General features: G+C 60.3%; 15 protein-coding genes and 3 pseudogenes. 10 read left to right on the forward strand and 8 right to left on the reverse strand.

Annotation, left to right across the window (positions count from 1 at the left end; all coding sequences use genetic code 11):
• From ABFA30_RS07370 to ABFA30_RS07385, 4 genes and pseudogenes are all read left to right on the forward strand, one after another.
• On the forward strand, window positions 1–1,149 hold the full coding sequence (locus ABFA30_RS07370) for an iron-containing alcohol dehydrogenase (RefSeq protein WP_368816676.1): 1,149 nt from the start codon (window positions 1–3) through the stop codon (window positions 1,147–1,149).
• 173 nt (window positions 1,150–1,322) lie between these two features.
• Entirely contained in the window at window positions 1,323–2,129 is an 807-nt protein-coding gene (locus tag ABFA30_RS07375; RefSeq protein WP_368816677.1) for an N-acyl homoserine lactonase family protein, read from the forward strand.
• Between the two features lie 125 nt (window positions 2,130–2,254).
• On the forward strand, window positions 2,255–2,806 hold the full coding sequence (locus tag ABFA30_RS07380) for a hypothetical protein (RefSeq protein ID WP_368816678.1): 552 nt from the start codon (window positions 2,255–2,257) through the stop codon (window positions 2,804–2,806).
• 454 nt (window positions 2,807–3,260) lie between these two features.
• Window positions 3,261–3,386: pseudogene (locus tag ABFA30_RS07385) on the forward strand (hypothetical protein); the annotation flags it as partial.
• Window positions 3,387–3,454: 68 nt separating this feature from the next.
• On the opposite strand, the pseudogene istB reads toward ABFA30_RS07385, so the two are convergent.
• A pseudogene (istB, locus tag ABFA30_RS07390) lies at window positions 3,455–4,233 on the reverse strand (IS21-like element helper ATPase IstB).
• Window positions 4,233–4,565: pseudogene (locus ABFA30_RS07395) on the reverse strand (DDE-type integrase/transposase/recombinase); the annotation flags it as partial. The pseudogenes ABFA30_RS07395 and istB, both read right to left, overlap by 1 nt.
• 106 nt (window positions 4,566–4,671) lie before the next feature.
• Here ABFA30_RS07395 and ABFA30_RS07400 point away from each other — a divergent pair.
• Window positions 4,672–5,166, forward strand: a complete 495-nt coding sequence (locus tag ABFA30_RS07400) for an N-acetyltransferase family protein (RefSeq protein ID WP_368816679.1) — start codon at window positions 4,672–4,674, stop codon at window positions 5,164–5,166.
• A gap of 174 nt (window positions 5,167–5,340) precedes the next feature.
• Here ABFA30_RS07400 and ABFA30_RS07405 read toward each other — a convergent pair whose 3' ends face one another.
• Entirely contained in the window at window positions 5,341–5,871 is a 531-nt protein-coding gene (locus ABFA30_RS07405; protein WP_368816680.1) for a glyoxalase superfamily protein, read from the reverse strand.
• A gap of 652 nt (window positions 5,872–6,523) precedes the next feature.
• On the opposite strand from ABFA30_RS07405, the gene ABFA30_RS07410 reads away from it, so the two are divergent.
• Window positions 6,524–6,739, forward strand: coding sequence for a hypothetical protein (locus tag ABFA30_RS07410; RefSeq protein WP_410045287.1), 216 nt, complete (start codon window positions 6,524–6,526; stop codon window positions 6,737–6,739).
• Between the two features lie 73 nt (window positions 6,740–6,812).
• Here the strand turns inward: ABFA30_RS07410 and ABFA30_RS07415 are convergent, their stop codons facing one another.
• Complete coding sequence (locus ABFA30_RS07415) at window positions 6,813–8,366, reverse strand: methylenetetrahydrofolate reductase C-terminal domain-containing protein (protein ID WP_410045288.1); 1,554 nt, start codon at window positions 8,364–8,366, stop codon at window positions 6,813–6,815.
• 294 nt (window positions 8,367–8,660) lie between these two features.
• Here ABFA30_RS07415 and metE point away from each other — a divergent pair, with 294 nt between their 5' ends.
• Window positions 8,661–10,967 (forward strand): 5-methyltetrahydropteroyltriglutamate--homocysteine S-methyltransferase, encoded by a 2,307-nt coding sequence (metE, locus tag ABFA30_RS07420; RefSeq protein WP_410045289.1) that lies wholly within the window; start codon window positions 8,661–8,663, stop codon window positions 10,965–10,967.
• 70 nt (window positions 10,968–11,037) lie between these two features.
• Here the strand turns inward: metE and ABFA30_RS07425 are convergent, their stop codons facing one another.
• From ABFA30_RS07425 to ABFA30_RS07435, 3 genes are all read right to left on the reverse strand, one after another.
• Window positions 11,038–11,667 (reverse strand): TetR/AcrR family transcriptional regulator, encoded by a 630-nt coding sequence (locus ABFA30_RS07425; RefSeq protein WP_410045290.1) that lies wholly within the window; start codon window positions 11,665–11,667, stop codon window positions 11,038–11,040.
• A 313-nt stretch (window positions 11,668–11,980) separates the two neighbouring features.
• The gene (locus tag ABFA30_RS07430; protein WP_225789498.1) at window positions 11,981–13,159 is read right to left on the reverse strand and encodes an acetyl-CoA C-acetyltransferase; all 1,179 of its coding nucleotides are present in this window, start codon (window positions 13,157–13,159) and stop codon (window positions 11,981–11,983) included.
• Between the two features lie 66 nt (window positions 13,160–13,225).
• On the reverse strand, window positions 13,226–13,384 hold the full coding sequence (locus ABFA30_RS07435; protein ID WP_225789497.1) for a hypothetical protein: 159 nt from the start codon (window positions 13,382–13,384) through the stop codon (window positions 13,226–13,228).
• 116 nt (window positions 13,385–13,500) lie between these two features.
• Here ABFA30_RS07435 and fabV point away from each other — a divergent pair, with 116 nt between their 5' ends.
• The 3 genes from fabV to ABFA30_RS07450 all read left to right on the forward strand — a co-directional run bounded on the left by fabV (window position 13,501) and on the right by ABFA30_RS07450 (window position 16,623).
• Complete coding sequence (gene fabV, locus ABFA30_RS07440) at window positions 13,501–14,712, forward strand: enoyl-ACP reductase FabV (RefSeq protein ID WP_225789496.1); 1,212 nt, start codon at window positions 13,501–13,503, stop codon at window positions 14,710–14,712.
• 169 nt (window positions 14,713–14,881) lie between these two features.
• Window positions 14,882–15,568 carry an N-acetyltransferase gene (locus ABFA30_RS07445; protein ID WP_410045291.1) on the forward strand — a complete coding sequence of 229 codons (687 nt, stop codon included), beginning with the start codon at window positions 14,882–14,884 and terminating at the stop codon, window positions 15,566–15,568.
• A 149-nt stretch (window positions 15,569–15,717) separates the two neighbouring features.
• The gene (locus ABFA30_RS07450; RefSeq protein ID WP_410045292.1) at window positions 15,718–16,623 is read left to right on the forward strand and encodes an alpha/beta fold hydrolase; all 906 of its coding nucleotides are present in this window, start codon (window positions 15,718–15,720) and stop codon (window positions 16,621–16,623) included.
• A gap of 37 nt (window positions 16,624–16,660) precedes the next feature.
• Here the strand turns inward: ABFA30_RS07450 and chrA are convergent, their stop codons facing one another.
• The gene (gene chrA, locus ABFA30_RS07455; RefSeq protein ID WP_410045293.1) at window positions 16,661–17,965 is read right to left on the reverse strand and encodes a chromate efflux transporter; all 1,305 of its coding nucleotides are present in this window, start codon (window positions 17,963–17,965) and stop codon (window positions 16,661–16,663) included.
• Between the last annotated feature and the right edge of the window lie 128 nt (window positions 17,966–18,093).

Raw genomic sequence — 18,093 nt, forward strand, 5'->3', positions numbered from 1 at the left:
ATGAGTGTTTCTGCCTTTCTAATCGCCAATAAACTCCTGACCGGCTCCAGCGCGGTTGAACAGCTGGACGCTGAGCTGACCCGGCTGAAGGTTAATAATCCATTAATCGTGACCGATGCGATCCTACTCAAGTCGGGTACAGTTGACCTCGCCTTGGCCCACATGGGGGGCCGCCGCTATGGCCTCTATGACCAAGCTCAACCAGAGCCTGAAATCAGTTTGGTCGAAGATTGTACCCGTGCATTTCGCGAGGGTGGTCATGATGGGCTCATTGGGCTGGGGGGCGGTAGCGCTATCGACATCGCTAAAGGTGTCTCGGCCTTCGCGGGACACGATGGCACGTTGGACGAGCTGTTCGGCGTCGATCAAGTAAGCCGCAAGGGGCCTGCGCTGATCGCGATTCCTACTACGGCAGGCACGGGTTCGGAAGTCACTAACGTGGCGATCTTCTCCGACAAAAAGGCGCAGCTCAAGAAAGGCATTGTGAGCAACTACCTGCTGCCTGACGTTGCTCTCGTGAGTCCAGTCATGACGCGCACTTGCCCACGTAACGTAACCGCTGCCAGCGGTGTCGATGCGCTTGTGCATGCGATCGAAGCGTACCTTTCGATCAATCGCTCACCGATCACCGATGCCATTGCTCTTGGAGCCATCAAGGTGATTGCTCGCGCTTTGCCTAAAGCGTATGCCAACCCCGATGACCTTGTTGCTCGGGAAGACATGGCTACGGCGAGTCTGATGGCTGGCATGGCTTTTGGAAACGCAGGCGTGGGCGCAGTACATGCGCTGGCCTACCCGCTGGGCGGACGCTTCAAGATCGCACACGGCGTTAGCAACGCTTTGCTGCTGCCCTATGTAATGCGCTGGAACAAACTTGCCTGTGCGGAGCGTCTTCGCGACGTCGCTCAGGCAATGGGCGTGAATATCGTCGGTTTAAGCGATCGCCAGGCTGCAGACGCGAGTGTCGATGCGATGGCTGAACTGTGTGCTGCGGTAGACATTCCTAACGGCCTTCGCGCTTTCAACATTCCCGAGGACGCTTTGGCACCAATGGCCGAGGAGGCCAGCAATATTGACAGGTTGATGCGCAACAATCCCCGAAAGTTCACAGCTGCAGATATCGAGGCGATCTATCGGGCGGCCTGGTAACGGGAAGTTGGTTTTGTTTTCATAATGAGCTTGCTGTATTGGTATTTGAATGGTCAAATTTTCAGGCTTGGCTGTTATGGATAGAAGTGTGATGTGCTAGAATGGATAGAAATGAAATTAATGATTGCCTGAAATATTAAAGCCTAACCATTATTATTCAAAGGGCTATAGCTATGGAAGAAGTTAAGTTATATGCAATGACCTGTGGCTGGATCACTATGCCTTATGGTTTCTTTATGGCTGGTGAAACAGGGGATCTGGCAATTCCAGTGCCGTGCTATTTAATCGAGCATCCCAAGGGTACTGTCCTTTTTGATACAGGGCTTGAGTTGCCTTTGCAGTCGAAAGATCCAGATGTGGTAAAAAAATCACTCGGCGTTTTTGCTGATTTAACTACGGTTAATTTTGTGCCTGGTGAGGATGTAGCTAAACGTTTGGAAGCTTTTGGCGTTGACCCATTAAAGATAAATTTCATCATTAATTCTCATCTGCATTTCGATCACTGTGGTGGAAATGCTTGTATCCCTAACGCACAATTGGTTATTCAAAAGCGTGAGTGGGAAGCCGCGAAGAATGAAGAAAATATCGAAAAAGAAATATATTCACCTCGACATTATGATTTAGGTCACGACCGTCTTGAGGTTGATGGGGAACATGATCTTTTCGGTGATGGATCGGTTGTGCTAGTTCCTAGCTTTGGACACACGCCCGGGCACCAGTCACTTAAAGTCAAGGTAGATGGTAAAGAAGTCGTAATTACCGCGGATGCTTGCTACTTAAAGGCTTCTCTTGAAAAGATGACGCTTCCCGATGCAATGGTGGTGAATGATGCTCAAGGAATGCTTGATAATTTTAACTTGTTTAAGCTGCTGAAGTCAAAAGGGGCCTTTATCCTCTATGGTCATGATCCAGAGCAGTCAAAATTACTCACGGATGGTCCAATTCGCAGAATTAGTTCGGAAACTCTATTTGGTCTGTAATGAGAATTTGTGAGTCATCATAAGATTGCTCACACTTGAAGTGCTTGATTTTTCGAGCGAAATTAAACGGATCCTGTTTTGTCGCAGGGTGCCAGACTGTAAATGTAAAATAATAAGGAATGATTATGAAATCTGTATTTAAAGCACCTTTGTTTTTGGTTGCAGGGATTGCCACCTCCCAAGCCTTTGCAGCGACCGCTCACGCTGACCTGCCAGATAGTTGTGCAAAGGATGCGAAGGGGAATTATAGTCAGGAGTTTGATGTTCCATGCAAAGCGTTGGATAACTTCCTGACAACATTCAATGCCAAAGATGAATTGGCTTGGGCTAAGACGCTCAACTACCCGCATGTGCGCATGTCTGGTAACCAAGTCACTGTCTGGCAAACACCTGAGGCCTATGCAAAAGACCAAAACTTGCAACAGCTTGCAAAAGAAATTGGATGGGAAAATACCCGCTGGGACTACCGATATGTTGTTCAGTCTGGTAGTGACGGAAAGGGGAATGCAAACAAGTATCATGTAGCGCTTAAATTTACACGCCTGGACAAGGCTGGAAAACCTATTCCGGGTCATACGTTTGACTCTTTCTATATTATTACAAATGTAGATGGTCATTGGGGTGCTCAATTTAGATCAAGCATGGCTGGTTCTTTGCATGGTAAATCAGCTTACTGATATATAATATTTCCTGAATAAAAGTTGGAGCGGCCAGCTCCAACTTTTAACCGCGCCATGCTCCCAGTGGCATCGCATAAACTTTACAAGCGCTGAGCTACGCTCGCTTAATTTTCTTGTCAGGCAGCACCCTCACCGCCGTACCCAGGTTTAAGGTCTTGGTGCAAGCTGCCAGCCAGGTAAGACGGTTCAGTGTGGCGGAGACTTGGCCCCGCCCAGTGAAATGGTGTTTCACCAAGAACGTGCTGTAGTAACCCAGCTACTCAATCTCAACATTGAAATCGATGCAGTCGCGCAAGCCGCGTCCCTTACCAGCAGCGAAATGTGCACTGTTTGCCTGTGAATCGTCCCTGCCCTCGTATACACCTTTGAATGACTGTTTCTGGCCCAGGCTGTGTGAAAACACCTGCGACTGACTAATCTTCTGATCGTCGAGGTCGTGGTGGGAACGCTCATGAAGCGATTCATTGAAAGTGAGGTTCGGACGCAAGTCATGTTGCTGCCGGAGTTCCTGGAAGATTACATCACCGAAGAAAATCCAGTTCGGGTGGTCGACGTTTTCGTCGATGAACTCGACCTGTGTCAACGCCGACTTAAAACCGACCCACTTAATGCCCGATTTGCCGAAGTAATAATGACCCACCCGGATCACTCGGGTTTATGGTTCTGGCGGATCACACCCGATTTACGTTTGTCCTTGAGTCGGTAACTTTCACCTGTCAGGGTCAGGATGTGAGCGTGGTGTAGCAGCCTGTCCAGCATGGCGGCGGTCAGTGTCGTGTCGTCGCTGAAGGCATTGGCCCATTGGGTGAACGGCAGGTTTGACGTCAGGATCATCGAGCCTTTTTCGTAGCGCTGGGCTACCACCTGAAAAAACAGATTGGCCTCTTCACGGCCAAAAGGCAGGTAGCCGATTTCGTCGATCACCAGCAGTCTTGGTGAAAGGATCGCGCGGTTCAGATAGGCTTTGAGCCGCCCTTGTCGCTGTGCGGCTCCCAACTGCAGCATCAGATCGGCTGCGGTGATGAAGCGTGTCTTGATTCCGCTTTGCACCGCCCGATACCCCAAGGCAATGGCCAGATGAGTCTTGCCGACACCGGACGGGCCGATCAGCACTACGTTCTCGGTTCGGGCTACAAATGCCAGAGCGGCCAGCTCCTGCAGCAGCGCCTTGGGAACGCCCGGGCTGAAACTGAAATCATATTCCTCCAGCGTCTTGATCCCGGGAAAACACGCCATGCGCGTCAGCAACTCGCGACTGCGTTGTTGGCGAAAGCCATGCTCATGACGCAGTAGTTGCTCCAGAAAGTCGCTGAAGCCCAGATCGTCCTTCACCGCTTGTTGAGCCAGCATCGGTAATGCTCGGCTGTGCATTCGAGCTTGAGTGCCTGGCACCGCTCGACGATGGCCTGATGTTGGAGGTTCAAGGGCGGCAAAGACGTATGCGAAAGCCCAGGTCGTCGGCCATCTGCAGCAGCCCGGCGTGAAAGCGATGCTGGCCATCGCCGTAGGCATCGCGCTCGATGACTGCGGTTTTCATGTTGTCGAACAGGATTTCGTCAGGCACACCGCCGAAGTAATCGAAGGCCAGCAGCAATGAGTCGTGCACTGACTCGAATGACTCATCAGGCACAAAATGGACGTAAGTCATCCGGCTATAGCCCAGCGTGGCCACGAAGGCTGACATCGGGGATTTGGCTCGGCGAAACACGATGAAGTCGGCCTGCATCTGTTTACCCGGCTCGATTTCGAACCGCATGCCGACGCAGAAGTCTAGCGAAATTGCTAAGCTGTTTACCCCACACTTGGTGCATGAATGCTACCGTCAGCTAGCCGGTACTTTAAGGACTATTGATGAGGTGAACATGGAAGTTAGGCAAATTACCCTAGATGACCTCAACGGATTTTACTCACTTTTTTGTGAGGTGAATGCCGAAGGCCGTTACTCAGCTCGCTCAACCCCGCCCCCTCTAGAGGCAATAGAACGAGCATTAATGCAAGTTGTAAAAAAATCTTGGCCTGTATACGTGATAGAGCATGATGGTCAAATAGTGGGCTCGGCGGAGGCCTACCCGGAAAGCTTCTGCCGACCTGGCGGTAGCGATAGCATTGGGGTTCTAGGGATGCAAGTGAAGCGAGAGTATCGCCGTAATGGCCATGGATCTGCTCTACTTTCCGCCGTGATTGAGCATTGCCGAGGTATTGGCTTCACCTCGGTGGATCTCAGTGTCTTTGAATCAAATAAGCCCGCCAGATCACTTTACGAAAAGATTGGATTTACCCGCCTAGAAGACCTTCCGCCGTGCTCGCTTCCGTGTGGGAAGCTTGAACAGCCCATTAAAATGCGACTAGCGCTCTGATCGCCCTTTGGGGCTGGGCTCAGGGACAACATTGTCAATGCGTGATGCCAGACGCTTGCCTCTAGGCACCCGGTTGCACATCATCGGCATAGGCAAATTGCAAATCCCTCGGGCAGCGCAGGTGGTAGATCTCAAGATTAGCTGCTGCGTCCGTACCCCACCTAGACCTGGTAATCAGCTTTGACAGAACCGAATACGATTACCAAAAGGATCGTACACCTCCAAAAGCTGCCCCCAGTCCTGTTGAACAATATCCGGCCGCCCATAGCCATAGCGCTTAGCCAGTAACTCGTCACGAAGCATCTCTATGTTTTGCATCGGAACGAATATCGTCGCTCCAGGGCTCGCATCGCCATGATGTTCAGACAGGTGTATCTGTAGACCGCCTCGGTTGAGTCCAAGATAGAGGGGCAAGTCAGCCTCGAACCGATGCTCGAATTCGATACTGAAACCCAGAAAATCAACGTAGAACTCCCTCGCCTTGGTTTCGTCGAACATCCGCAGTATCGGTATGGCCTTGTCGAAGGTAATGGCGGGGTGGGGAGCCTCGTGGGGAAGTAGCGCCGAGGCGGTGTTCCAATCCTTGTATCCCAATTGCTGCGCTACCATTTCAAGCGCAACTGCATGGGAAACTTCGTGACTGCGGGCGTCTAGAGAGGCGCGCAGGCTCTTGGCCATCCGTTTGGCTTTCTCGATTGACAGCATCATTCCTCCTGGAGTCGAGGCATTCTGGTGCTCGCGTTGCCAAACCTCGACTATCAAGAGAGATGCGATAGGGGCTGGAGCAGAGACGCTTTCACCTTTCCTTCCGGAGCGAGCGGCGGGCAGCATCGGCCTTCGTCGATAGTACACAGTCCTGATTGAGGTCGGAAGCGGCGCCTTCGGCAGGTTCAGTTACACCACTTCCCGGGACACGACCGACAGTTCTTACAGAAACGAGCGAGACTTCGTATTCGGATGATGCTTGCTCTGGCCGGCTCACGGGGATAAATTGCCCTGGTCGCGGCCAATTCCGCGACCGGGTTTGGCGACCCGAACGAAAAGGCGCAAAGGCGCCCAGATCACGATTGCAGGCGCTTTTTTTGTGTCCGCAGTTTCGTGTAATGGCGGCTGTGCGTGGGAGACCCTTCGGGTCTGCCGAGTTCCTTTTCCTCGGTTCGCCAACCTGCGTACAGCTGCCACCCTAATCGTTTGGCGACGATTGGTGTGGTGCTTCAACTGAAAAGGACCTCATGCATGACCATCGTAAGTCCATTCAGGATCCTCGCATCCGTTCCCCACCGTCCAATCCCGCCGGTGACTCGACCCCACCGTTTCTACCCCATCCACAGCCAGGGCAACCTGAGGCAGGTACGCCATGACTGACCACGAGCGCATAACCTCCATCCAGAGCTACATCTGGACCCTCGAATTACTCGGCGAGGTGCTGGTGCAGCATGACGAGCATCTGGAATGTGAACACCCACCACAACTGAGCTTCCGCACCACGGCGGGTATTCACCAGGCGATCAAGATCATCAGCCGTTTGGCGAGCGAGCAATGCGGCAAGTTGCTGAGTAATGAGCCGACATGATTGAAGCCGCGTCCCATTGTGTTTTAGTGGGACGCGGCTCGTGGTTCGCCCTGTGGATAAACCCTGATGCGGATCAGTTATCCAGTTCGGTAATGACACCTGGTTGGGATATTCGTAGCGCCGTTTTTTGTTCGGCCCGTTGCCCCAATCGCGACGCCACCCCGCCCCCACAGGGTGATGCAGAAGCACACCCCCGCGCCTCGAACCACCCCGGCCAGGAACTCCGGTGCCGGCTGTTTTCCTCGACGCAAGGAATCAGCCGTTCGACCAGCACTTCGGTCTGCCCCACAGCCTTGGCCATCCGGTACTTGACGCTATGTATGCATTCCCTGTCCCCAAACTCGCAGCGGTTGAGCGAGGTCCCGCCGCAGGGCCCATTCGCCAAGCCCTTCGGGCAGGTCTCGGGGCAGACGTAAAGGGTATCTTCCAGGCGACAGCGCCCACAGGTGTCGCACCCCACCAGCGGCCTTTTCACGCTGCGCTCCAGGCGATGGAGCACGCGGGCGCCGGTAGGCGTGGCCCAGACCGGCCGTTGCACGGCCCAGCCGAACGCCTGGCTCAGCCACGAACTGCGGCTGAACAGCAGCGAATGAAAGCCAGACAGCAGGTGATAACGCGCTGTTTCCTTGCGCGAGGCGGTAACGCGGGATTCGCCCAGCCGCCAGTTCGCATCGGGCGGATGGAAGGTCACCGCAGGCAGCCCGGGCATCTGCCAGCAGGCCGCCCACGCCGGTGCCCATTGCTCCAGCGAATGAATGCGCGATTGCCAGCGGTTGATCGTCTGCTCCAGCGTCAGCAATTGCTCGACGTCATGGATGCCGGACAGGTGAATCCCGGCGTACCCCATCAGGCGCAGGCCGATGATCTGCAAGGCCAGGCGTTCGAGGCTGCGTGCCTGGGCATGGGCCTTGGAGAGGGCCGCCTCGGCTTCGAGCAGGTCGCGCATGGAGGGGGTGACCACGATGCCGGCCACCTGCTCGAAGATCCGCGCGCGCCCCAGGGTCAGGCCCATGACGCAGGCCAGTAGCGGCTTGGGTGAGGGTTGGCGGCTCATCCACTGGATGGCTTCACGGTGCTTGCTGGCATCGTAGCCCAGTTGCAGGGTGAGGAAGTCTGCGCCGGCGGCGAGCTTCTTCTCGGCCTTGAAGTACTGCGCGCCGCCTTCTTCCTCGCGGTATTTGAACGGGTGCATGCCGGCGCCCAGCAGCCAGCCCGGTCGGGCCTGGCGGACGATCTGCAAGGCCGCCACCGACTCCAGGTAGCGCACCGGGCGCTGGCCGGGTTCATGGCCGGGCAGGCGGTCGCCGGTGAGCAGCAGGAGTTGGTCGAGGCCTGCGGCGTCCATACGTTGCAGTTGCTCCAGCAGATGCTGGCGTTCGCGGTCCTTGCCGGAGAAATGCAGCAGGGCGGGGTGGGGCTGCTCGAGGCTGGCGAAGGCCTCCAGGGGAGACATTTCGAAAGGGCTGCCGACGCGGTCGGCGATAGCCACGGTCATGGGCCAGCCGCACAGGTGCGAGCGGGCCATCAGGGCCTCGATGCTGGCGAAGTGCGCGCTGGAGGACTTGGGGACGAACTCCATGACGCAGACGAAGGATTTTTCGTGCAGCGCCTTTTTCAACTGGCTCATGGGCGGTTGGCTATTGGGTTGGGGCACGGTGGCATTGTGAAGGAGGGTGGGGGAGGGGTCATGTCCGGGGGCGTAGGGAATTGCTTTGAAAGAGACATCCTGGGTGCCTGGGCTGGCCATTCGCGGCGGTTCGGCGCCGCTCTAAAGCAGCGCCGCACTATCCCTGCGAACCAGGCATGCTTCAATAGGATCATGAGTAAATCTTGTGATCATCTTAAATTAAATGAGTTTGTCTCACGATGGCTGCGCGCCGACAATCCTCTCATTCATTTCTGCATGCTGAGGGACAAGAACATGGCACTGGCGCACAACCTGGGTTTTCCGCGCATCGGGCGCGACCGTGAATTGAAGAAAGCCCAGGAAGCCTTCTGGAAGGGCGAACTGGACGAAGCCGGCCTGCGCACCGTGGGCCGTGAGCTGCGCGCAGCCCATTGGCAGGTGCAGAAAGACGCCGGCATCGAGCTGTTGCCGGTCGGCGACTTCGCCTGGTACGACCAGGTCCTGACCCACTCGCTGACCTTCGGCGTGATCCCGGAGCGCTTCCGGGACCACGAGGGTGCCAAGCCGACCCTGCAGACCCTGTTCGCCATGGCGCGAGGCGCCGTGGCGACGGACCGCAGCGACAGCTGCTGCGGCGGTGCCCACGCCCAGGAAATGACCAAGTGGTTCGACACCAACTACCACTATCTGGTCCCCGAGTTCACCGCCGACCAGCAGTTCGCCCTGAGCTGGGAGCAGTTGTTCGAGGAAGTGGACGAGGCCAAGGCCCTGGGCCATGCAGTCAAACCGGTGGTTATCGGCCCGCTGACCTACCTGTGGCTGGGCAAGACCAAGGGCGCCGACTTCGACAAGCTGGAGTTGGTCGACCGCCTGCTACCGTTGTACGACCAGATCTTCAACCGCCTGGCCGCCCAGGGTGTGGAGTGGGTGCAGATCGACGAGCCGATCCTGGTCCTCGATCTGCCGCAGGACTGGAAGAACGCCTACGAGCGTGTCTACAACATCCTGCAGCGCGCACCGCTGAAGAAGCTGATCGCCACCTATTTCGGCGGCCTGGAAGACAACCTGGGCCTGGCGGCCAACCTGCCGGTCGATGGCCTGCACATCGACCTGGTGCGCGCCCCTAAGCAGTACCCGACCATCCTCGACCGCCTGCCGGCCTACAAGGTGCTGTCGCTGGGCCTGGTCAACGGCCGCAACGTCTGGGCCTGCGACCTGGAAAAAGCACTGGATGTGCTGCGCCACGCCGCCGAACGCCTGGGCGATCGCCTGTGGGTGGCGCCCTCCTGCTCGTTGCTGCACAGCCCGGTCGACCTGGCCCGTGAAGACAAGCTGGATGCCGAACTGAAAAGCTGGCTGGCCTTCGCCGTGCAGAAGTGCCAGGAGGTCGCGGTGCTGACCAAGGCCGTCAACGAACCCGGCGTGGCCGACGTCGCCGCTGCCCTGGCGCGCAGCCGGGCCATCCAGGCCAGCCGCGCTGCGTCGCCACGCATTCACAAGCCTGCCGTGCAGGCCCGTCTGGCGGCGATCAAGCCGGCCGACAGCCAGCGCCAGTCGGCGTTCGAGCAGCGCATCGCCAAGCAGCGCGCCGGGCTCGACCTGCCGGCTTTCCCGACCACCACCATCGGCTCCTTCCCACAGACGTCGGCGATCCGCCTGGCGCGGCAGTCGTTCAAGCAAGGCAAGCTGACCGAGGCCGAGTACGTCGAGGCCATGCAGAGCGAGATCCGCCATGCGGTGCAGATCCAGGAAAACCTGGGCCTGGACGTGCTGGTGCACGGCGAGGCCGAGCGCAACGACATGGTCGAGTACTTCGCCGAGCAGCTCGACGGCTACGTGTTCACCCGCTTCGGCTGGGTGCAGAGCTACGGCTCGCGCTGCGTCAAGCCGGCGGTGATCTTCGGTGACTTGAGCCGTCCGAAAGCCATGACCGTGGCGTGGATCGAGTACGCCCAAGGCCTGACCGGCAAGGTGATGAAGGGCATGCTGACCGGCCCTGTGACCATGCTGATGTGGTCGTTCCCACGCGAGGACGTGAGCCGCGAGGTCCAGGCCCGTCAGCTGGCGCTGGCGATTCGCGACGAGGTGGTCGACCTGGAGGCGGCCGGCATCAAGATCGTGCAGATCGACGAAGCGGCCTTCCGAGAGGGCCTGCCGCTGCGCAGGGGCGCCTGGGCTCATTACCTGGAATGGGCCACCGAAGCCTTCCGCCTGTGCGCCTCGGGCGTGCGGGATGAAACCCAGATCCACACCCACATGTGCTACAGCGAGTTCAACGACGTGATCGAGTCGATCGCCGCCATGGACGCCGACGTGATCACCATCGAGACCTCGCGTTCGGACATGGAGCTGCTGGAGGCCTTCGAGCGGTTCGACTACCCGAACGAGATCGGCCCAGGCGTGTACGACATCCACTCGCCGCGAGTGCCGAGCAAGGACGAGATGGTCAAGTTGCTGCGCACGGCCGCCCGGCGCATTCCCGCCGAGCGCCTGTGGGTCAACCCGGACTGCGGCCTGAAGACCCGCGCCTGGCCGGAGACCGAGGCGGCATTGGTCAACATGGTTGCCGCTGCCCGCGAGCTGCGTAGCCAGGGGGCCTGATTACCCTGGATCGACGAACGGGACGCCTTGGCGTCCCGTTTTGCGTATTGGGTTATCGATATTTATTTTTCTATATAGCGATGCGTTGTTCAGGCCGTTCTGGCTGCAAGCCCCGCAGCAGCATCCTGGTGAGTGCCGAGGCCGAGGGTTGCAGGTCGTGGCCGTCGTGCGTGCGCGATTGCGCCAGCCGGCTCCCCTGTGGGGCGAAGCGGATATGCGCCATGGGCATCGACCAGAGGAACAGCAGCAGGTGTTCCGGCGCGGTGCGGGCGATCAGGCCCCGGTCCATCCAGGTGTTGAGGCAGCCCAGGTTCTGCCGGGCGATCTCGCGCATGGCCTCGGCGCGGCTGCCGGAGAGGTGATGGGCACCGTGCAGCATCTCCCGCACCAGGACCTTGCAGGCATGTGGATATTGCCGGATCACCCCTATCTTGGCCTGGATATAGCGTTCCAGCGCGTCTTTCGGCAGCGCTTCGGGATCGAGGCTGCGCGCTGCGCGCAGGAGCGGCTCCATGACCCGGTCGAGCACACAGGCATAGAGGTTGCGTTTGGTTTCGAAGTAATAGTGGACGTTGGCTTTCGGCAGGCCGGCACGGGCCGCGATGTCTTCGACCGTGGACGCTTCGAAGCCCTTGTCGGCGAACTCCGCGCTGGCGGCCTCGACGATCAGGCGGCGGTTGCGCTCGCGGATACTAGGCATGGCGGTGCTGCTGTGGGGCAGGGCGGGGATGGCGGATCGGCATGGCTACGGCAAAAGGGAAAGCGGATGCTCGCTACAGTGCCATAACGCTATTGCAAAAGTATATAGCGAGGTGGCTTTAGCCGTAGATGAAGGCGTAGCCCTGGCCATGCTCAGGGGGGCAGGGCTGGCCTGTCGCGGCGGTTCGGCGCCCGACAAGCCCGCTCTCACAGGGTGCTGAGTCGACTACACATGATGCAGTTTGCAGGGGCCTGTGGGGGCTTGCCGGCGATGGGCTGCAAAGCAGCCCCGGAACACACTCGCAGCGAACGGCTCAGCGCTCGATCGCCAACGCCACGCCCTGCCCACCCCCGATGCACAGGGTGGCCAGGCCTTTCTTGGCATCGCGCTTGATCATCTCGTGCAGCAGGGTCACCAGCACGCGGCAGCCGGAGGCGCCAATGGGGTGGCCGAGGGCGATCGCGCCGCCGTTGACGTTGACTCGCGAGGCATCCCATTCCAGGCGCTTGCCAACGGCCAGGGCCTGGGCGGCGAAGGCTTCGTTGGCTTCGATCAGGTCCAGGTCGCCCAGCTGCCAGCCGGCCTTGTCCAGGCAGCGCTGGGTGGCGGACACCGGGCCGATGCCCATGACTGCCGGGTCCACGCCAGCACTGGCGTAGGCGGTGACCTTGGCCAGCACCGGCAAGCCCAGGGCCTGGGCCTTGCTGGCGCTCATCAGCAGCACCGCGGCGGCGCCGTCGTTGAGGCTGGAGGCGTTGCCGGCGGTCACGCTGCCGTCCTTCTTGAAGGCCGGGCGCAGCTTGGCCAGGGATTCGGCGGTGGTGCCGGGGCGCGGTTGCTCGTCGGTGTCGAAGACCTTGGGGTCGCCCTTCTTCTGCGGCAGGACGATGGGGGTGATCTCGTCCTTGAAGCGGCCAGCCTCGATGGCGGCCACGGCCTTGCGCTGGGACTCGGCGGCGAAGGCATCCTGCTGCTCGCGGCTGATGCCGTATTGCTCGACCAGGTTCTCGGCGGTAATGCCCATGTGGTAGTCGTTGAAGGCGTCCCACAGGCCGTCGGTGATCATGCTGTCGACCAGCTGGCCGTGGCCCATGCGCTGGCCGGTACGGGCGGACGGCAGCACGTAGGGCGCCAGGCTCATGCTCTCCTGGCCGCCAGCGATCACCACCTCGGCGTCACCGCAGCGGATCGCCTGGGCCGCCAGGTGCAGGGCCTTGAGGCCCGAGCCGCAGACCTTGTTCAGGGTCAGCGCGGGCACGCCATAGGGCAGGCCGGCCTTGATCGCCGCCTGGCGCGCCGGGTTCTGGCCGGCAGCGGCGGTGAGCACCTGGCCGAGGATCACCTCGTCGACCTGGGCCGGGTCCAGTTGGGTCTGCTCCAGCAGGCGCTTGATCACCGCGGCGCCCAGGTCCACGGCCGGTACGTTGGCCAGGGCACCCTGGAAACTGCCGATGGCGGTGCGGGTCGCGGCGACGATGACGACGTCGTTCATGTTGTTGTTCTCCGTGAAGGGTGGACGCCAGCTCGGCGCATTCCTGTCAGCATCGGTGGGAATCGCTCATTTGTTAAATTTGTTTTTCTTTCTCATTGATGTGAAAAACAAATGAGTGGCAGGCGTGAGCCTATACGATTCCGCTGCAATGCCGCTCATATCCGGCAGGCGCTCATCAACGATCTGGCCGGCATGGGCGAGCGCAATGTTCTCTTGAAACACCACGATCAGTCCTTAAGATGTGTCGGATCGCTTCCGGGTGTAGTCTCACCCTCCAATAAACGGGTCGTCGCCATGGTTGGCGGCTGTCCCATGCCTAAACACCTGATGAGGTACAGACATTGGCCATCATTCATCCTAAGGTCCGCGGTTTCATCTGCACCACGACCCACCCGAAGGGCTGCGAGCTCAACGTCCGTGACCAGATCGAAGCCACCCGCAAGCTGGGCGTGCGCGAGGATGGGCCGAAGAAGGTCCTGGTGATCGGTGCATCCAGCGGCTATGGCCTGGCGGCGCGCATCACCGCGGCTTTCGGCTTCAAGGCCGACACCCTGGGCGTGTTCTTCGAAAAGCCCGGCACCGAGACCAAGGCCGGTACCGCCGGCTGGTACAACGCCGCGGCCTTCGACAAGTTCGCCAAGGCCGAGGGCCTGTACAGCAAGTCGATCAATGGCGATGCCTTCTCCGATGAAGCCCGTGCCAAGGTCATCGAGCTGATCAAGCACGAGATGGGTGGCAAGGTCGACCTGGTGGTCTATTCCCTGGCCTCTCCTGTACGCAAGCTGCCGCAGACCGGTGAACTGGTGCGCTCGGCGCTCAAGCCGATCGGCCAGCCGTACAAGTCGACCGCCATCGACACCAACAAGGACACCATCATCGAGGCCAGCATCGAGCCGGCCACCGAGCAGGAAATCCAGGACACCGTCACCGTCATGGGCGGCCAGGACTGGCAGCTGTGGATCGACGCCCTGGCCGGCGCCGGCGTGCTGGCCGAAGGTGCGCGCACCGTCGCCTTCAGCTACATCGGCACCGAGATCACCTGGCCGATCTACTGGCACGGCGCCCTGGGCAAGGCCAAGCAGGACCTGGACGAAACTGCCCTGCGCCTGGACCGTAAACTGGCAACCGAGATCAAGGGCGGCGCCAACGTGGCCGTACTGAAGTCGGTCGTCACCCAGGCCAGCTCGGCCATCCCGGTGATGCCGCTGTACCTGTCGATGGTCTTCAAGATCATGCAGGAGAAGGGTGTTCACGAAGGTACCCAGGACCAGCTGGACCGTATGTTCCGCGACCGCCTGTACCGTGCCGACGGCCAGGCCGCTGAAGTCGACGAGAAGGGCCGCCTGCGCCTGGACGACTGGGAACTGCGTGACGACGTCCAGGACGCCTGCAAGGCCCTGTGGCCGCAGGTGACCACCGAGAACCTGTTCCAGCTGACCGACTATGCCGGTTACAAGAAAGAGTTCCTCAAGCTGTTCGGTTTCGAGCGCGCCGACGTCAACTACGACGAAGACGTAGCCACCGACGTACGGTTCGACTGCGTCGAGCTGTAAGCAAGCCCTTGACCGTGCAGCCGTTCATGGACGGCTGCACGGTTCCCTCCGGGGCCTGCACATAATCTGAAACAATTCCTTCGCTGGCCCTTTGCTATGAGGGCGCTCCGGCTGATCTATACCGCTGCTAATGACCAGGTAATTCCGCCTGGGCTGGGGAGGCAGCAGTATGAGCACATTGCAAAAAATACAAGAACGAATCCGCCAAAAAGGTCTTAAACGCACCCTCAAGACCTTGTTCGAGCGCTATGTGTTTTTCCATTGGGAGTTGTTGTGGATGGAGCGTGACCTGGTCAGCCCCGTACCGCCGTACAACCTCAAGGAACACCCACCGGTAACCCTGGTACAGATCACCCCCGAGAACGCCGACGCTTTCGCCCGCTACTTCGGCGACCGCGTCGAGACCATGCGCGAGTTGGCGGCCGAAGGCCACACCGGGCACATGTACCTGGACGAGCAGGGCGATGCGGTGGCGTTCATCTGGGCCAGCGTGGTGGACTACCGCGACACGCACTACTACGGCTGCACCTTCCCGGTGAAGCCGGGCGAGTTCTTCGAGTTCGGCGGCGAGATGACGCGCCGCTATTTCGGCAGCGAGCTGTCGGTCACCGCCCAGGTGGAGCTGTGGAACGCCATGCGCGAGAAGGGCTGCAACAAGGTGGTGGACGTGGTCGAGACCCACAACGTCCCAGCCATGAAGCTGCATTTGCGCATGGGGTATCACGAGCAAGGGCGGGTGATGCATGTCTATGGCCTGTTCGGGCGCTTCAAGCTGTTCCGCGAAACCCGCTACCAGGGCTCGCGGCTGGAGGTGCTGCGCAAGCCGGGCGTGGCCCGGGCCTTGCCGACTGCCTGAGAGGTTGGCCGGGAGCGGGCTATGCCGTTGGGGTGGGCAAATGCTGGGGCCAAATAGTTGAAATGACGCGCGCTCAATACTAGCGTTGGCGGACGAACAATCGCCCGTGCCCGCGCCCTGTCGGTGCGAGACGCCGCAGGGAGTGCGCCATGAGCAGCCTCATCCAGCCCGCCAGCGCTTTTCGCCAGGACGCCGCCGATGGCTATAGCCTCGGCGGCTTTCGTTGGCGTCATGCCCAAGCCGACCCCCAGCGCCCGCTGGTGATCATCAACGCCGCCACCTCGGTGCGCTGCCGCTATTACGCGCGCTTCGCCGACTACTTGTTCGCCCAGGGCTTCGACGTGCTGACCTACGACTACCGTGGCATCGGCGAATCGCGTCCGGCGTCGCTGCGTGGCTTCCAGGCGTCCTGGAGCGACTGGGGACGGCTCGATTTCGAGGCCATGCTGCAACTGGCGGCCAATGAGTTTCCCGGCCAGCCGGTGGACGTGGTGGGGCATAGCTTCGGTGGCTGCGCGGTGGGCCTGGCGCCGTCTGCGGGCCAAGTACGGCGGCTGGTGATGGTGGGGGCGCAGTTCGCCTATTGGCGTGACTATGCGGCGCAGCAGCGCTGGCGGCTGTTCGGCAAGTGGCATGTGGTGATGCCGCTGCTGACGCGGTTGTTCGGTTACTTCCCAGGCAAGCGCCTGGGCTGGCTGGAAGACACGCCGGCGGGGGTGGTACACGACTGGACCACCCGCACGCCCCGCTACGAGCACCGCCCCAGCGGACGCACGCTGGCGGAGCCGCCGTTCGCCAAGGTGCGAGCGGCGACCCTGGCGATCAGCCTGGCCGACGATCCGTTCGGCACCATTGCCGCCACCGAACGCTTGCTGGGTTACCTCAATGACGCCGAGCGCCTGCACCTGCGGGTGGCGCCTGTGGATATCTCGGTCGGCGAGATCGGCCACTTCGCCTTCTTCCATGATCGCTTCCGCGACAGCCTGTGGCCGATCGCACTGCAGTGGCTGCAGCAGGGCAACTTGCCACCTGGTACCCCGGGGCAGCGTTTGTGAAAGCCGCCGGCCCATTCGCGGGCAAAAGGCCCAGCACTCAAGCCTGATACCCATACAACACCGCCAGCAACCCTGCCAGCGCACAGGCGAGCAACACTTCCAGCACGCCCCGCCGGAACAGCAGCAACCCCACGGCCGCCAGCACCGCGACCAACAGTGCCAGCCAGTCGATCCCTTGGGCGAACCCATGCGGCCAGAACACGTGATAGCCAAAGAACAAGGCCAGGTTGATGATCACCCCGACCACGGCGGCGCTGATCGCCGTCAAGGGTGCGCTGAAACGCAGTTGGCGCCGGGTGCTCTCCACCAGCGGTGCGCCGATCAGGATGAACAGGAACGACGGCAGGAAGGTGAACCAGGTGACCAGGCAGGCTGCCAGTGCCCCGGCGAGGAAGGCCTGGTCGGCCCCGAGCGGGGCCTGGGCGTAGGCACCGACGAAGGCGACGAAGACCACCAGCATGATCAACGGCCCCGGCGTGCTTTCACCCAGGGCCAGGCCGTCGATCATCTGCGTCGGTGTCAGCCAGCCGAAATGGCTCACCGCGCCCTGGTAGACATAGGGCAGCACCGCGTAGGCGCCGCCGAAGGTCAGCAAGGCTGCCTTGGTGAAGAACCAGGCCATCTGGGTGAACGTGCCTTGCCAGCCGAACAGCAGGAGCAACAGGCCCATCGGCAGGCACCACAGGGCTGCGCCACAGGCCAACAGCCGCAGCAGGTGTGGCCAACGCCAGCGGGTATGCCCGGGTTGTGCCGGCAATGCGTCCGGCAAGGGCTCATGCTCGGCCTGGAACAGCCGGGGCTGCCAACGCCCGCCCAGGTAGCCGAGCAAGGCGGCGCCAAGGATGATCAGCGGGAACGGCAGGCCCAGGCCGAACAAGGCGACGAATGCTGCCAGGGCAACTGCCCATAGCGCGGCGTTGTGCAGGACGCGTGAGCCGATGCGCCAGGCCGCTTGCAGGACAATGGCGGTGATCGCCGGCTTCAGGCCGTAGAACAGCCCGGCGACCACCGGTTGCTGGCCGTGGGCGACATAGACCCATGACAGGCCGATGAGAATGAACAGCGAAGGCAGGACGAACAGCGCCCCGGCAACGATGCCACCCCAGGTACGGTGCATCAGCCAGCCCAGGTAGGTGGCCAGTTGCTGGGCCTCGGGGCCGGGCAGGAGCATGCAGTAGTTGAGTGCATGGAGAAAACGGGATTCGCTGAGCCAGCGACGGCGCTCGACGATTTCCCGGTGCATCAGGGCGATCTGCCCGGCGGGGCCGCCGAAGCCGATGAAGCCCAGCTTGAGCCAGAACAGCATGGCCTGGCGGAAGGGGACGGGGTGCTCGATCGGCATGTGGGGCGGTCCCTGGGGCAAAGGAGGGCTATGCGTCAATGTCAGTCAGTTAAGCGGCGTTTTTTCATTTTTGGGGCTGCCTTTCAGCCCATCGCTGGCAAGCCAGCTCCCACAGGGTACGAGTCGAC

Source organism: Pseudomonas sp. HLMP, from assembly GCF_046365545.1.
Taxonomy (GTDB): Bacteria; Pseudomonadota; Gammaproteobacteria; order Pseudomonadales; family Pseudomonadaceae; genus Aquipseudomonas; species Aquipseudomonas guariconensis_B.

Excerpts from the sequence above, each read along its gene's own strand:
- metE (WP_410045289.1), top strand. The coding sequence starts at position 8,661 with ATGGCACTGGCGCACAACCTGGGTTTTCCGCGCATCGGGCGCGACCGT.
- ABFA30_RS07450 (WP_410045292.1), top strand. The coding sequence starts at position 15,718 with ATGAGCAGCCTCATCCAGCCCGCCAGCGCTTTTCGCCAGGACGCCGCC.
- chrA (WP_410045293.1), bottom strand. The coding sequence starts at position 17,965 with ATGCCGATCGAGCACCCCGTCCCCTTCCGCCAGGCCATGCTGTTCTGG.
- ABFA30_RS07415 (WP_410045288.1), bottom strand. The coding sequence starts at position 8,366 with ATGAGCCAGTTGAAAAAGGCGCTGCACGAAAAATCCTTCGTCTGCGTC.
- ABFA30_RS07375 (WP_368816677.1), top strand. The coding sequence starts at position 1,323 with ATGGAAGAAGTTAAGTTATATGCAATGACCTGTGGCTGGATCACTATG.
- ABFA30_RS07410 (WP_410045287.1), top strand. The coding sequence starts at position 6,524 with ATGACTGACCACGAGCGCATAACCTCCATCCAGAGCTACATCTGGACC.
- ABFA30_RS07370 (WP_368816676.1), top strand. The coding sequence starts at position 1 with ATGAGTGTTTCTGCCTTTCTAATCGCCAATAAACTCCTGACCGGCTCC.
- ABFA30_RS07405 (WP_368816680.1), bottom strand. The coding sequence starts at position 5,871 with ATGCTGTCAATCGAGAAAGCCAAACGGATGGCCAAGAGCCTGCGCGCC.
- ABFA30_RS07400 (WP_368816679.1), top strand. The coding sequence starts at position 4,672 with ATGGAAGTTAGGCAAATTACCCTAGATGACCTCAACGGATTTTACTCA.
- ABFA30_RS07430 (WP_225789498.1), bottom strand. The coding sequence starts at position 13,159 with ATGAACGACGTCGTCATCGTCGCCGCGACCCGCACCGCCATCGGCAGT.
- ABFA30_RS07445 (WP_410045291.1), top strand. The coding sequence starts at position 14,882 with ATGAGCACATTGCAAAAAATACAAGAACGAATCCGCCAAAAAGGTCTT.
- ABFA30_RS07380 (WP_368816678.1), top strand. The coding sequence starts at position 2,255 with ATGAAATCTGTATTTAAAGCACCTTTGTTTTTGGTTGCAGGGATTGCC.
- ABFA30_RS07425 (WP_410045290.1), bottom strand. The coding sequence starts at position 11,667 with ATGCCTAGTATCCGCGAGCGCAACCGCCGCCTGATCGTCGAGGCCGCC.